This is a genomic window from Rhizobium sp. 268 (genome assembly GCF_036571585.1).
In the GTDB taxonomy this organism is placed as follows: Bacteria; Pseudomonadota; Alphaproteobacteria; order Rhizobiales; family Rhizobiaceae; genus Rhizobium; species Rhizobium redzepovicii.
In genome coordinates this window covers 1-13,743 of the sequence record NZ_JAPPSO010000020.1, presented here as the reverse complement: position 1 = coordinate 13,743, position 13,743 = coordinate 1, and the positions used below count along the sequence as shown (strand labels likewise).

Here is a 13,743-nt window from a genome sequence, read left to right as displayed (position 1 = left end):
TCGGTGATGTAGGCGATCGTGAGAGCATCGGGATCGACGATTGTCGCGCCATCGGTCGAAGGCTGCTCGGCACTCCCGCGCATCTTTGGGGTCGAGCATGCCCTCGTGGTTGGAAGTGGCGGCCGGAGCCGCCCGTCGGTCACTGGATGACCTGGATGACCTTCCGCGAGGAAGGTTCGACGATCACACGCTGATCGTTGACGATCGCATATGCATATTTCGGATCGTCGGGAATTGGCGTCACGACGACGGTCTCCGGCAGGGGCTGGCCGACGACGACCTTCTCCTTCACCACGACGCGTTCGGTCGGGGCCGGAGCCTGCTGAACATAGGTCACAACCTGCTGGGGCGGCGGATCAATGACGCTCCCTGCCACGCCGCCAACAATGCCGCCGACAGCCGCACCGACCGGGCCGCCGACGATCGCGCCCGTTGCAGCGCCACCAACGGCGCCTGTCACAGTCGACTGCTGGGCAAAAGCGGTTGTCGATGCCAACAGGACGCCCGCGGCAATACCTACAACTTTCATAATCATGTGTTTTCCTCCTTGGATGCGGTTGGTTCCGCTGCAGAGCGAAACCGTCGAGTGGAGGAAGTGTTCCATTACCGGGGCTTCGTACCGGGGTTGCCCCCGGACCTTGGCTAGCCTCTTGGATTGCCTCTCGCTACTGCGTGGGGAAGCGGCTCAGCATCCGATCCTGGACGTTGTCGTGGCCGACGATCATCCCCGCAAGCGAGATGGCTTTCTCGCGGTCTGCGGCGTTTGTTATGTAGCCTTCGAGCAGGACCAGCGGGCCGAGCATCCTGATCTCGATGGCACTGCTGTCGATATTTTGATCGGCGGAAAGCGCCGCTTTGATCGTGGCGATGGTCGAGGCCGAACTATGGCCTTGGGAGCAGCGCCCTTCATGGTTGGTGTTGTCGGAACCGAACTTCATATCGTCTTCCTGTTCCGTCCCTCCACGGACCGTCATGTTACCTCAGACCTAATATGAGAAGCAGGTGGCGGCGTCGCCAGTGCGACCTAAGTCCCTCTTCCCCCCGACGGCATGTGGCATAGATTCCCTTTTCCTTGTTGAAAGGACACCAGGGAGGTTTTAGCGATGTTGCGGTCTCCAGTCAGAACCTCCCTGGTGCAGCGTTGTAGATCAGTCGGGCGTCGCTTCCCGAGAGTAAAGGGCCTCCATCAATGCAAACGGTCGGTGAACTGGCATAAAAGCGAAGATTTCGCCCCTCTGATGCTCGTGATGAGCAGTCAAGAAAAGCATAGGCTGATCCGATCACTTGGCGAGGTTGCCGAGCCCTCGTCGCCGCTTGGCCGACAGACGACGGCAAGGAATACATTGCGGCCGTAAAAACCTGCCTGGATGCCATTCAAGGCAATATCCCCGTAAAGACAGCGCGTGCCGCGCTCATTCGCGCGGCGGAGGAAGCCGGAATTCCCGTGATTGCGGTCGTCCACTGACAGATTGCCCTTCCCGCTTCAAGCAGTCAATGTTCGCTTCCCAGTTCCGTTGAACAAATCGATGATGGCCGCGCGGGCAAGAGGCCGGGAGATTAGGAAACCTTGGAGGCTGTCGCACCCAAGGGCCACTAGAGCGTCGCTCTGTTCGTTCGTTTCCACTCCTTCAGCCGTGGTCTTAAGACCTTTCGCTCGGGCCATATTGATCATCGCCTCGATGAGCGGCTTGCTGTCTCCTTGCACTGCATCGATGAACGACTTGTCGATCTTGATTCTGTCGATCATGACATTCTGCACTCTCGAGAAGGACGAGTAACCCGTTCCGAAGTCGTCGATGGCGATTCGCACACCCGCATTTCGGAGCATAGCAATGTTCCGATCGCTGTGTGCTTCTCCACCAAAAGCCAAGGACTCGGTGATTTCTATCTCCAGCCTCGTTGGATCGATGTTCCATTTCGCCAATCTGGACAAGACACGAAGGGGATAACCGTCGGAACAGAGTTCCAGCGTCGACGCGTTGATTGCCATCGAGATAGAAGGAAGGTCGGCCATGACACTGCAAGCATCTTCGAGCACGATAGCGCCGACTTCCGGGATCAGGCCGATTTCCTCGGCAATGGGGATGAAGACGTCGGGAGCGATGAAACCTTCTTCAGGATGCTTCCAACGGGCAAGCGCTTCCATGGATGACAGGCTCTTGTGCTCTGCCGAATATACTGGCTGATAAAAGGTCTCGATCTGGGACTTCGTCTCGAGCGCCAGTCGAAGGTCGTGTTCCAGCTTCCGACGGCTGCGCAGCAATTCGTCCATATGGCCTCCGAATTTCGCAAAGGTATTCCGACCCGCAGCCTTTGCGTGATAGAGAGCTATGTCGGCCTGACGGGTGAGTTCAGACGGATCCGCGGGGCCGGCAGCAAGCGCAGCGCCGACACTGGCACCAATGACGATGTGAGCGCCATCGATCTCGAAAGGATCTCGCAGACGCTGTACGATCCGTGCGCAAGCCGCGTCGACCACTTGGCCGTCGGCTTCTTCGAGCAGGACGGTGAATTCATCACCCCCGATGCGGCCGATGAGCGCCGCCGGCATGATCTCATTCATGCGCTGGGCCACGAGTGAGATGAGCTTGTCCCCCGTCGGGTGCCCGAAAGTATCGTTGACCGCTTTGAACCGGTCGAGGTCGATGAACAGCACGCAGTGGCACTGGTTCTGGGAGGCCGCCCCAATGCGGGCGGCGAGTTCGGTGCTGAAATGAGCGCGGTTGGAAAGGCCAGTCAGCGGATCGCGCGAAGCCAGTCGCTGGAGTTCCTCACGACTCGAGGCAAGACGTGCTGAACGTCTCCAGATCGCACGCCCGAACATGTTTGCCGCGACGAAGATGGCAACGGCGGCCAGACCGACCGCCGGCAGGGTCGCTTCCATCACGTTCGCACCAGGACGAAATGGGCGCCAGGTGAAGTAGCCGATAGCGGCGCCCGCGCGAGATTTCAACGGAACGAATGAGTGCTCAGCGTCCGTAGGAGCGTCAGCCGAAAACTGCATTTCGGCAAACTGGTAGTCCGCTCCGATCTCGGATACGAAACTTCGATCGAGGAACCTTACAGCGACATGGAGATTTTGCTGCCCCGGCGGTTGCTCGATATCGCCCGTGTCCGAAACGATTGGCTTGACGCTCACAATCGCCGGTCGCCGCCCTACATATGTAAGGTCGCTTTCGCCGATCGAGAGAACCCGATCCGTGACCCCTTCAGCGTCGCCAGCAGCAAGTCGTTTCTGCAAAGCATCCGCCAACGGCTCATAAGCGAGGCGGAGATCACCCAGCGTCAAAGCGTTGTCCGAGGGCGCAATGAACTCGTAGATCCGGCCATGGTCGGCCGAAATTACGATGGCCGCGTCATGCCCGAAGTAGGTTTGCATCCATTCGCCGAGGTTCGAGCGAAGCCATTCCAGGTCCCGCGCGTCGGTTTTTCGAACAGCGTCGTCCCAGACTGTCGCGCTTTCCTGATCATGAGCAACGCTAGCCTGCATCTTCGAGACGATCAGTTTGACGAGATCCCGCTGGCGAGCCTCCGCAACCATATCGGTCTGCCCGGCGGCCCATTGGAGGGTACCATAAAGAACGCACCCGATGATTAATGACGTGGCTGCCGGGAGAACCCATTTTAAAACCCACTGCGACCGCGCCTGCCAGTTCATCTGCATTACGTCCTTCTATGTTCGCAGACCGTAAAACAGCGATCGTTAAAGCACGCGGAATGGGGTTGGTTAGCACTTCCTTTCTGTCTTTCGGCGGCGGCTGACATACCTACCCATCCTACGAAAGGAGAGGGTCTATCTCAGACCAAAGTCCGTTTGCGCCAGCACATGGACAACGCATCCGCTATTCTTTCGGGCTTCGTCGGCTTAGCGACGACAGGTCGCCCCTTAGGGTATTCGATAAGGCGGGGGTTCACGGTGAAATACACCACCCCAAGTCCGAACTCAGAAAAGAGTGCACGGGCGATCGACGGCCCCGGAGTCCATCCCCCAGCCGGACGTCGATGATGGCGATGTCTGCTTCCGCGCCGAGATCCAGAGCTTCAGACATGTTTCCCGCGATACCTGCGATTTCGAATCCGGCGCCCATCGCGACATCCTCGATCACCAGAGCAATTCCCAGTTCGTCTACGACTATGAGCAGGCGCATGTTTCGTCTCCGAGGATGGCTCCAAAATCGGCACGGCACCTCTGGCGTCGCCAATCGAAAACACTCCCCACCACAACCGGTTCCACGCGTAAGACTTGAGTCGCAGCCATCCCCAACCTAGGTTCGACGTCGTCCAGGATCCCGCGACGATATGCGCGCGGCGCACCATGAGGCATGTTCATTTATAAGAATTCTGATATCGTCCGCGCTCAAACGGGAGTGAGCGTTATGTTTACCGCGAGTTTGATTCCGGAAGCCTTTTACTGGGCGCGTTCAGCGAAGTACTTCGAGGGGAAGCTCACCGTTGTGCAGGTCTCGACTGTCTTCGGAGAAGATCCCAACTATTGGACCCTTGCACTACTGGGCACAGACCAGCACGCAATGCCTTGCGATTTCGAGATCGTCGGTCCATTGGTACTCTTGGACGAAAACCCCATTCGGCAAGCCGCGGAGTAGTGTTTTTCCTCCCACTGCTGCCGAACGCCGTGCCAAAGGAATCCCACGGCGGACAATGAGAAGAGGCAGCACGACTGATTGGGCCCCGCGGGCTCTCGCTCTCATCACGTGCAGGTTGACGGACATGATGCGGCCGATCGACGCTGCTGGCCCGCCTTGAGGAAGTGAATCTAGCCGAAGTGAAGCGCAATGAACTCGCTATGCACAAGCAACCATTGCGATAATGGCGGGAAAGCGCAGGAGCGTCCAAAGGACCTTCGCCTGCGATGAGTCAAATTGGTAACGAACCATTCGTCGAGAGCGACGAGAACGCGCACGCGCTCGCCGAGCGGCCATCGATAGAAGCCGTAGCGGAGCTTCTTTTGCGTTGAGAAGCCGATTGCTGTCGACGAAGTCGCGCATGGCGACCGGGCGGTAGGCATGCCCTGCCCTGCCCGGCGCGGCGGCCAGCTCTCTCCAGTCGGGCAGCTTCGGAAGATCTGGGCGACGTCGACCACGAAGGTGCGGTCGTCGGTGCCGGTGACGATGAAATCGACCCGATAGGTCTCGCCGCCATATCAGCGCGACGCATTCGCATGACCACCAGGTGACGTCCCGTCGTCGTCGAGAAGACAGGCAAAATCGCGGGCCTCCTGGCTCCGGAAGAGCGGAGGCCCGGCGCACTTGATAGGCGAGCGGAAAATGGAAGCGAGGAGGCTCGTTTCGCGGGACGACATCGTCCGGCGGCCTCTCATAGGGAATGCTCTTCATGGCACCCTCGAAAACATGGACGCGGAAAGGCGGACGCCGAACTATGTCCGGCGGTCGGTCAATGTGCGTCAAGGATCTTTCACCAGATCGATTTTCTTTCACGCGAGCTAGTCTTTCTTCTCGCCGCGCCAATAACTGTCGATGATATGACGACCGTTGCCCTAGATGCGCTCGCCCAGTTCGGGGTCGCCTCCTCGCAAGGTCTCGGGATCCCCACTGCATAGACGGACGAAAGCAACCTGGTGGACGATGAAGGTGAAGTAGTCTTGGTGGGTGGATTCGAAGTCCAGCCTTGCGTTCTTGATGCCGTTCTCGACCGCGGCAGCCGCCTCAGAGATCGCCTTGAACAGTGTCGAGCATTCTGCGTTCGGCCGCCTCCCTTATTTCGAGGAAACGTCTCTGATCGAGTGTTGGCGGCGTGCAGGTGTCCTCGGTCATCGTCATCCTCTTTCACGTCAATCAGAAATCCTGAGTCTCGTAAGCGCGCGTGATCCCCAATCCTTGCCGGGGATCGCGCAACGGTTTATGAATGCGCCTCCCAAAACCAGAGCATCGGAGAAGTTGGTGGCTACCGGCACTGTAAAGTTTTTCAATCAGGACAAGGGTTTCGGCTTCATCACTCCGGACAACGGCGGTCAGGACGTCTTCGTCCATATCTCTGCCGTTCAGGGCGGATCGCTGCGCGACGGCCAAGCTGTCAGCTATGAGCTCGGCCAGGATCGCAAAACCGGGAAGTCCAAAGCTGAGAACGTCCGGCCGACCTGATCGTCACCAACAAAAAAGGCCGGGGCGAAATCGCACCGACCTTTCGTTCGTCTACCTATCCCTGCCAGTACATCCGTGGTCAAAGCCAGTCGACGAGGCATTGCGAGCGGCACTATTTCCAGCGCTCATCAGCAATGCCGATGGGCCGTATGTGGTGGCGCAATCTGGCGATATCAAGGCAGTGTCTCATCTACCTGTTCGCGAAGGGTGCGCCGCCGTTCCCTGGATCTCGCCGCGCTCCTCGCAGCCGCAGCTCCTCGATCGTCGGCTGCCACCATCCCCGAGCCTCTCCTATTCGCCCGGCTCCGCTCGCGCCGGCCATGAGTTCTTCCAGCGTCGCCGCCCCGCCATCCTGCCCAGACATGCTCGCCGACGGCGTCCGGATGATGCTCGGCGGCCTCCTCGGCATCGACGAGTTCGCCCGTGATTTCTGTCACGACAACGATCCCGTAGGCTGTCGTGGCGACTGGTGGGTAACTGTTACCTGTCGACCCATGTAAGTCTCGGATCGATTATAGCAAAGTCGCCGAGCGCAAGTCGGATGCGTTGCCAATCACTACAGAACCTGCAGAATTGAGTCACCGAGGCTCGCGAAATGCCGGCACCAACCAGGACACGACACTTGACCTCCCACCAGATGCGATCCGAGGATCCGGAACTCGGACACGACAGAGGCGGCCTACCTTCGCTCGTCCTTGCCGCTTTGGGCGTCGTCTATGGCGACATCGGGACGAGCCCGCTCTACGCGTTCAGGGAGGCCCTCCACGCTACGGGCGGGTCGGAAGCCCGCCAAGAGAACGTGGTCGGCATCCTTGCACTGATCATCTGGGCTCTCACCATCGTCGTCACGGTGAAGTATGTGTCCTTCGTGCTGAAGGCGGATAACCGGGGTGAAGGTGGAACGCTGTCCTTGATGAGCCTCGCGCGCGAAAGCCTGAGAGGACGACCCAAATGGGCGCTTGTCCTCGGCGTGACGGGCGCGTCGCTGTTTCTCGGCGACGCCATCATCACGCCGGCGATTTCCGTTCTCTCGGCGGTCGAGGGCATTCAGGTCGTGGCGCCCGCTCTTTCCAACTGGGTGGTGCCGATCACGCTGACAATCATCGCCGCGCTGTTCTTCGTCCAGCGTTTCGGCACGGGCGGCGTGGCGTCGGTCTTCGGGCCGATAACGGCGCTGTGGTTCGCCGTCCTTGGCGTCAGCGGGGCGATCCACATCCTCGATGATCCATCGGTCCTCGGCGCGATCAACCCGGTCCACGCGGTTCGGTACGTCGCCAACAACATCACTTCCGCCGTCGCGGTCTTCGGCGCGGTCTTCCTTGCGGTGACCGGCGCCGAGGCGCTCTATGTCGATCTTGGACACTTTGGCCGGCGGCCAATCGTCGTGGCGTGGTTCGCGCTGGTCTTCCCGAGCCTGCTCCTGAACTATTTCGGACAGGGAGCCTTCGTGCTCGCCAATCCCGAGATGGCCGCCCATCCATTCTTCAACATGCACCCCGAATGGGCCAGGATCCCCATGGTCTGTCTCGCGACGGCGGCGACTGTCATCGCCAGCCAGGCGGTGATATCTGGAGCCTACTCGCTCGTCCGCCAAGCGATCCATCTCAACCTGCTTCCCCGCCTGCAGATCCTCCACACGTCCGAAACCCATTCGGGCCAGATCTACATGCCGCGGGTCAACACGCTGCTCTTCGTCTTCGTGGCGGCGCTGGTGCTGTTTTTCCGCAGTTCCAGCAGACTGTCGGCCGCCTATGGAATCGCCGTCACCGGCGAGATGCTGATCACCTCCGTGCTACTGTTCGTCGTCATGCGGCGGATCTGGAGTTGGAAACTGGCGACCACCCTCGCCATCATCATCCCGATATCCCTGATCGATGCCGGTTTTCTCGCGGCCAACATCGCCAAGTTTGCCAACGGCGGCTGGGTCCCGGTGGCCGTCTCCGCCACCATGGCGCTGATCATGCAGACCTGGACGGCAGGGCGACGGCTCCTCATCAGTCGCACCAAGGCCGACGAAATTCCGCTCGCGACGATCATCGACAACCTAGCCCGCAAGAAGCCGCCGACGGTGCCAGGAACCGCGATCTTCCTGACAAGCGACGTCGAGGGGGCGCCGACGGCGCTCCTTCACAGCCTGAAGCACTACAAGGTGCTTCACGAGCGGAACGTCATCCTGAGCGTGGTCACCGCCACCAAGCCGTTCGTTCCCGATACCGAGAAGATCTTCCTGGAAAGTTTCAATCCGCTGTTCAGCCGGATGGTCATCACCTTCGGCTACATGGAGACGCCCAACATCCCGCGCGCACTGGTCCTGGCGCGCAAGCTCGGCCTGAAATTCGACATCATGTCGACCTCGTTCTTCCTCTCCCGCCGCACAATCCTTCCATCGAGGAAGGGCGGGCTGCCCTTCTGGCAGGACCGGCTGTTCATCGCCCTTTCGCGCAGCGCCAGCAACGCCACCGACTACTTCGGGCTTCCCACCGGGCGAGTGGTGGAACTCGGCCTACAAACAACCATCTAGCCGGCCGCTTCGGAAACCGGGCTTCCGACGTCGTGCCGTCGCGAGGGCCTCACCGACGTACTTTCCATTCACGGACATTTCCACGCAGAGGTGCGTCCGGCGAGGATCAAATGCTTTGGAAGAGGCGTGTGGCTATCGCAACCTTCATGCCGGATCAGTTTGCAGATGCCGTTATGTAAGCCCCGAAAGTGGTGTGTGCCCAGCCGCATATTGCTTTGTCTAACGGACAGACGCCGAAGTTGGGGCGTTGATCCGCGGGGCCCAGATGCCAACATATGTCCCAATCAACATGGTGGCGATATCATCGACTGTCTGGTAACCGTCACCATATAGACTGATCGCCGCGCTGCAGAGCGTGTCGGGCGCTCTTTCGTCGAGCTGAACCTCGTAGAACTCGAATCATCGCCGGACAGCTTCGGAAACCACCGCCACCACCGGCTCCACCTGTTGTCCATCCATGTCGAACTCCTCTAAGCGATATCTAAGAACTTGCTGAAATACTTCAGCGGGCAACGTGGGCTGCACGTCGCCCGCTTAGTAAGGCCAGACATGCCTGCAACGTGACGTCTAGAGAAATCGCCGGCGAAGAGACGAGTTCGGCGAGCCCAACCTCATTCTCGTCGAGGGCGACAGCAGACCGGGTGCCGGATGTCGGAATATGCCGTCTACTTGACCTCATTCCGCCGCGACTGAGCCTTCACGCAGGCCAAGGACATCGATCCTTATTCGTTAGGAAATTGACGATTGCTCTGGACAGAGCGACAGGGTTTTCCTCCGCCACATGGTGCCCGCTATCGATGCCAAATCCGCTGACGTCGATCGCCCATTCCTTCCAGATCGCTACCGGATCGCCGTAGATCTGCTCGAGGTCATCACGAAGCGACCAGAGGCACAGCATTGGACAGCCGATCTTCCTACCCGCGTCGCGATCAGCCTTGTCATGAATATGGTCGATGAGAATGCCAGCGCGGTAGTCCTCGATCATCCCATGGACGGTCTCGGGCCGATGGATGGCCTGGTTAATATCGGCGTATGCCTCATGGCCCATGAGATCTGGCGAAAGCTTGTCGTACCATGCGCCGGGATCGGCTGAAATTACGCGCTCGGGCTTATCCGGCTGTGCGAAGAAGAACCAATGGTACCAGTCTCGCGCGAACCGCCAGTCGACTCGCTCAAGATGTTCGAGGACCGGTAGGCCGTCTATGACGATAAGTTTCCGCACCGCGTCCCGATGGTTCATTGCCATTCGGAAGGCCGTCAGGCTGCCACGGTCATGTCCAACCAGAAAGAAATCGTCATGCCCCAAGCGTCGCATCAATTCCACGAGAGCCGCTGCCTTTGCCTGCTTGGACGAGTGGCGGCTGTCAGGTGCTTCTGGCGGTATATAGGACTGGCCGAAGCCAGGGACGTCCGGGCAGGCGACGGTAAACGATGGCGCGAGAAGATCGGCTACTTTCCCCCAGGTCATGTGGGTCCGCGGGTGCCCATGCAGGAGAAGAAGAGCGGGACCGCTTCCCCCCACGCGAAGCCGAATGTCACCCGCGTCGACGTGAACCGTTTGCAGTTCGAAGCCATCGAAGGCCATTTCATCACCTTAGATTTGGGTGCGACGTCACAATACGCCTCCGCGGTATGACCGAATAGCGGTGCCGACTTTGACGAGACGTGGCAAGCTCATGAAACGTACAGGAGGAACAAACTCCCATGCTTTCCTGCAGATATAACAAAGAACTGACCAGTCAGGTTCCCGTTATCGCTCGCCACGATTCAAAGAAGGAGCCCCGCCGAATGGAAAGGACGGACCGCACAGGAAGGAAGGGAAGCGGACAACCCCAGTTCGAGGCGCCTGTGCGATCCTATCATGGGCGTCCGTGAGCCCTTCGCGCCGAACGACGCGATTGATAAGTTCGTCGAATGCTTCTCTGGCGCTTTGGATACGCTCCGGATCAAGGGGATGCCCTCCGTGCTGATTCACTGATGTCCGTACCTGTGATGCACCGGCGCGTCTGGAGCGACGAAGAGCGTACCAGGAAGGCGGGCACGCCAGCACGATGCCAGCGGCGTGAGCTGCGCGCCGGAGGCACCGATCCCATGCAGGAAGACGATCAAGGTTTTATCGGACAAGGCTTTCTCTTTCGGACTTATGACAGCCGAGGGCGCTCGACCCAAGGGGGAGCGCCCTCGTTCACCCGGACGGCCGCGACCACGCGAAGTCATTTCGCGGCGCGGACTGTCGTTGGTTTCGGGTGGTAGTCCCTAGATGATGATTGAAAAGACGATCTTCAAGATCCGGTCCAAGTGAGTCCTCGTCTCCGTCAGAGGCTTTTTGACCGGGCGTCGCGCGTGGCGACATGGGCGAGAACAGCCGCCGATAGAAGTATGCTGGAGACGAGAGCGGCGATCGAAAGCAGGCGCTAGAGCCATAGACGCTTGTGCGCAAACCCGCGTTCTTCGTGAAGCTGATCTCAACTTCGACGTTCGACATGTGTCGGTATTGATCCTGAGCGAGCGTCAATCGCTGAGCTCACGGCGCTTTTATCGAGCCTCTGATCCATCAACATTGTAGATCCGCTTCGACCTTCTTGCGGCTATTGCCGACCTTTTTGACGGCGTCTTTCACTTCACTCTTTGAGACGCCTTCCTTCTTCGCTTCGTATCGGACCTCATGATCCTGTTCGGCTGTGACCTTCGCTCCGTCCTGCCCCCGGCCGCGTGTTGTGGTCGCATACGTAATCCTGCCCCTAAACGTTTGATAATTCACCTTGTTCCGCGCGATAGGCGTAGACGATCCCATCCTCCACAGGTGCCTTTCGGCGCACCCGGAATCAAATTGGCAACAAACGGCGCTAAGCCATTGAAAAATGATTCGTTTCGAATCGGAACGAATCACCTCTTCAGACCTTGATTCGCCAGTAGCGATTCGGAGTAGCGGGCATGGCGAGTGGACACAGAGCGCAATGGAAGGGCTTCATCAAGTTCGGGGAAGTCTCTTGCGGGGCGGCTCTCTACACAGCAGCAAGTACCTCCGACCGGATCACCTTCAACACGATCAACAAGGCAACCGGCAATCGGGTCAACCGCGTCTTCGTCGACGGAGAGACCGAAGAGCCTGTGCCGAAGGAACAGCAGACCAAAGGATTTGAGATCGAGAACGGCCAGTACATCATGATTGATCCAGACGAAGTCGCAGCCACCATTCCCGAGTCAAACAAGACACTGGAGATCGAAGCCTTCATCCCCTGTTCTGATGTCGACGACGTCTACTTCGACAAACCCTACTACCTGACGCCCGACAAGATGGGCGGCGACGCCTTTGTGGCGTTGCGCGACGGAATGCGGAAGTCGAAGGTGGCGGCCATCGCGCGCACCGTCCTGTTCCGCCGGATGAGGACCGTACTCATCCGGCCGCATGGCAAAGGTCTTATCGCAACGACCTTGAACTATGACTACGAGGTGCGCTCGTCAAAAAAGGCCTTCGAGGAAATGCCCAAGCTGAAGATTGAAGGGGAGATGCTAGATCTTGCCAAGCATATCATCGGCACCAAGAAGGGCGACTTCGATCCGGCCACGTTCGACGATCGATATGAAGCAGCCTTGGCCGAGCTGGTGAAGGCGAAGATGGAAGGCAGATCCTTGCCTAAGCCGAAAAAGGTCGAGGTTTCGAAGCCGAACGATCTGCTTGCCGCCCTGCGCGAAAGCGCTGGCATGCTGAAGGCCACCGCAGACAAACCGAAACCCACCCCCGCCAACGCCAACTCTGGCGTCGGTCGGCCGCGTGCCGCGCGTGGAGCGGCTGCGAAGGCCGCCTCCTCCAAGGCTGCTCCGCAGCGCAAGGCGAGCTAGGAGGTCGGTCATGGCGCGTCCCTACTGGAAAGGCTACCTGAAGCTTTCGCTCGTGACCTGCCCGGTCAATATGAGCCCGGCGACGTCGGAGTCGGCGAAGGTGCGATTTCACACGCTCAACAAGGAGACGGGCAACCGGGTCGTCTCCCAATATATCGACTCCGTCACGGGCAAGCCCGTCAAGGACGAGAACGAGGCGAAGGGATACGCCCGCGGCGAGAACGACTATGTCATTCTGACCGACGACGACCTCGATCGGGTCGCGCTCGACACAGTCAAAACGATCGACATCGAGAAGTTCGCTCCGGCGGAATCGATCGAATGGGTCTACCTGGAGAAGCCGTATTATCTAATGCCGGACGACGCCGTCGGCAACGAGGCTTTCGCGGTCATCCGGGATGCAATGAAGGCCGACAAGGTCGTTGGCATATCGAAGCTCGTCGTTGGCCGGCGCGAGAAGGCGGTCGTCCTCGAGCCGCGAGACGAAGGCATCGTCCTCTGGTCCCTGCGTTTCGGCGACGAGGTGCGTCCAGAGGAGGCCTACTTCGAGGACATCGAAGACGAGGCCGATCCCGATCTCGTGCCGCTGGTCCAGAAGCTGATCAAGCAGAAAACGAAGCGATGGTCGCCGGACATGGTGAGCGACCCCATTCAGGAGAGTCTGCTCGCTCTCATTGAGGAGAAGAAAAAGGCTCTGAAGCCGCAGAAGAAGAGCTCCAAGACCAAACAAGCCTCCGCTCCCGCTTCGAACGTCATCAACATCATGGACGCGCTGCGCAAGAGTGTCGCCAACGAACTCAAGAGCAAGAAGACCGGATGATGGACAAGGTCATGGAGCTCGAACTCTGCCAGCCGGCACCCTTCATCTAAAGGCAAAAAGGCAGCTTGATTGCAGCGAAATCGCAAAAGGCGCCATCAGGCGCCTTTTTTGCGCCTGAGGATAGACGATGGCTATCCTGCCGGCGCCATCTCCGGGAGGGCCCTGCCGGACGACGAGAAGCTATCGGTCTGACGCTGACCAATGCCAGTGCGCTATTGAGCTGCTCCTGACTAAACGGTTTCGAAAGCCGCGCCAGCCCCTCTCCGCCCGGCAATTCGGCATAACCGGTAGCAAGGATCACGCGCAGCGGCACCATCGGAAAAGGAGACGACGAAGTTCTTTTCTGCCCTGCACAAGGCTGTCGCGCGTTTATCTAGCCCGCATCTCTCACAGCGCCTGTGGCTTTGGTTGACGTTGGGCTGTTGGCGGCGGTCGGGGCC

The 13,743-nt window shown here is 59.2% G+C and carries 12 protein-coding genes and 1 pseudogene; 6 read left to right on the top strand and 7 right to left on the bottom strand.

Annotated features, from left to right (window positions below; all coding sequences use genetic code 11):
* Positions 1-139: 139 nt before the first annotated feature.
* Both OS035_RS28945 and OS035_RS28940 read right to left on the bottom strand, forming a co-directional pair.
* Positions 140-535 (bottom strand): DUF1236 domain-containing protein, encoded by a 396-nt coding sequence (locus OS035_RS28945; protein ID WP_183780615.1) that lies wholly within the window; start codon positions 533-535, stop codon positions 140-142.
* A gap of 130 nt (positions 536-665) precedes the next feature.
* Positions 666-938, bottom strand: a complete 273-nt coding sequence (locus OS035_RS28940; RefSeq protein ID WP_183780612.1) for a BON domain-containing protein — start codon at positions 936-938, stop codon at positions 666-668.
* Between the two features lie 300 nt (positions 939-1,238).
* Between OS035_RS28940 and OS035_RS28935 the strand changes: the two are divergent.
* Positions 1,239-1,465 (top strand): annotated as a pseudogene (locus OS035_RS28935) (DUF982 domain-containing protein).
* A gap of 18 nt (positions 1,466-1,483) precedes the next feature.
* On the opposite strand, the gene OS035_RS28930 reads toward OS035_RS28935, so the two are convergent.
* A complete protein-coding gene (locus OS035_RS28930; protein WP_331814402.1) occupies positions 1,484-3,664 on the bottom strand; it encodes a putative bifunctional diguanylate cyclase/phosphodiesterase in 2,181 nt (726 codons plus the stop codon).
* 247 nt (positions 3,665-3,911) lie between these two features.
* The gene (locus OS035_RS28925) at positions 3,912-4,148 is read right to left on the bottom strand and encodes a hypothetical protein (RefSeq protein WP_331814400.1); all 237 of its coding nucleotides are present in this window, start codon (positions 4,146-4,148) and stop codon (positions 3,912-3,914) included.
* A 228-nt stretch (positions 4,149-4,376) separates the two neighbouring features.
* Here OS035_RS28925 and OS035_RS28920 point away from each other — a divergent pair, with 228 nt between their 5' ends.
* The 3 genes from OS035_RS28920 to OS035_RS28910 all read left to right on the top strand — a co-directional run bounded on the left by OS035_RS28920 (position 4,377) and on the right by OS035_RS28910 (position 8,640).
* On the top strand, positions 4,377-4,604 hold the full coding sequence (locus OS035_RS28920) for a hypothetical protein (protein ID WP_246699323.1): 228 nt from the start codon (positions 4,377-4,379) through the stop codon (positions 4,602-4,604).
* A gap of 1,314 nt (positions 4,605-5,918) precedes the next feature.
* Positions 5,919-6,119: a cold-shock protein gene (locus tag OS035_RS28915; protein WP_183780609.1), complete on the top strand. Its 201-nt coding sequence runs from the start codon at positions 5,919-5,921 to the stop codon at positions 6,117-6,119.
* Positions 6,120-6,756: 637 nt separating this feature from the next.
* Positions 6,757-8,640 (top strand): potassium transporter Kup, encoded by a 1,884-nt coding sequence (locus tag OS035_RS28910; protein WP_442967721.1) that lies wholly within the window; start codon positions 6,757-6,759, stop codon positions 8,638-8,640.
* Between the two features lie 697 nt (positions 8,641-9,337).
* Here the strand turns inward: OS035_RS28910 and OS035_RS28905 are convergent.
* The 3 genes from OS035_RS28905 to OS035_RS28895 all read right to left on the bottom strand — a co-directional run bounded on the left by OS035_RS28905 (position 9,338) and on the right by OS035_RS28895 (position 11,374).
* Positions 9,338-10,225 (bottom strand): alpha/beta fold hydrolase, encoded by an 888-nt coding sequence (locus OS035_RS28905; protein WP_331814394.1) that lies wholly within the window; start codon positions 10,223-10,225, stop codon positions 9,338-9,340.
* A 386-nt stretch (positions 10,226-10,611) separates the two neighbouring features.
* Positions 10,612-10,764, bottom strand: coding sequence for a hypothetical protein (locus tag OS035_RS28900; RefSeq protein WP_331814392.1), 153 nt, complete (start codon positions 10,762-10,764; stop codon positions 10,612-10,614).
* 430 nt (positions 10,765-11,194) lie between these two features.
* The gene (locus OS035_RS28895) at positions 11,195-11,374 is read right to left on the bottom strand and encodes a DUF3606 domain-containing protein (RefSeq protein ID WP_331814480.1); all 180 of its coding nucleotides are present in this window, start codon (positions 11,372-11,374) and stop codon (positions 11,195-11,197) included.
* Between the two features lie 200 nt (positions 11,375-11,574).
* On the opposite strand from OS035_RS28895, the gene ku (OS035_RS28890) reads away from it, so the two are divergent.
* Together ku (OS035_RS28890) and ku (OS035_RS28885) are read left to right on the top strand one after the other, a co-directional pair.
* The gene (gene ku / locus OS035_RS28890) at positions 11,575-12,483 is read left to right on the top strand and encodes a non-homologous end joining protein Ku (protein ID WP_183857121.1); all 909 of its coding nucleotides are present in this window, start codon (positions 11,575-11,577) and stop codon (positions 12,481-12,483) included.
* Between the two features lie 10 nt (positions 12,484-12,493).
* Positions 12,494-13,303: a non-homologous end joining protein Ku gene (gene ku, locus OS035_RS28885; RefSeq protein WP_331814390.1), complete on the top strand. Its 810-nt coding sequence runs from the start codon at positions 12,494-12,496 to the stop codon at positions 13,301-13,303.
* Positions 13,304-13,743 lie beyond the last annotated feature (440 nt).

Coding starts and splice junctions, on each gene's coding strand:
- OS035_RS28910 (WP_442967721.1), top strand. CDS start 6,757: ATGCGATCCGAGGATCCGGAACTCGGACACGACAGAGGCGGCCTACCT.
- OS035_RS28920 (WP_246699323.1), top strand. CDS start 4,377: ATGTTTACCGCGAGTTTGATTCCGGAAGCCTTTTACTGGGCGCGTTCA.
- OS035_RS28905 (WP_331814394.1), bottom strand. CDS start 10,225: ATGGCCTTCGATGGCTTCGAACTGCAAACGGTTCACGTCGACGCGGGT.
- ku (WP_183857121.1), top strand. CDS start 11,575: ATGGCGAGTGGACACAGAGCGCAATGGAAGGGCTTCATCAAGTTCGGG.
- OS035_RS28930 (WP_331814402.1), bottom strand. CDS start 3,664: ATGCAGATGAACTGGCAGGCGCGGTCGCAGTGGGTTTTAAAATGGGTT.
- OS035_RS28940 (WP_183780612.1), bottom strand. CDS start 938: ATGAAGTTCGGTTCCGACAACACCAACCATGAAGGGCGCTGCTCCCAA.
- OS035_RS28925 (WP_331814400.1), bottom strand. CDS start 4,148: ATGCGCCTGCTCATAGTCGTAGACGAACTGGGAATTGCTCTGGTGATC.
- OS035_RS28945 (WP_183780615.1), bottom strand. CDS start 535: ATGATTATGAAAGTTGTAGGTATTGCCGCGGGCGTCCTGTTGGCATCG.
- ku (WP_331814390.1), top strand. CDS start 12,494: ATGGCGCGTCCCTACTGGAAAGGCTACCTGAAGCTTTCGCTCGTGACC.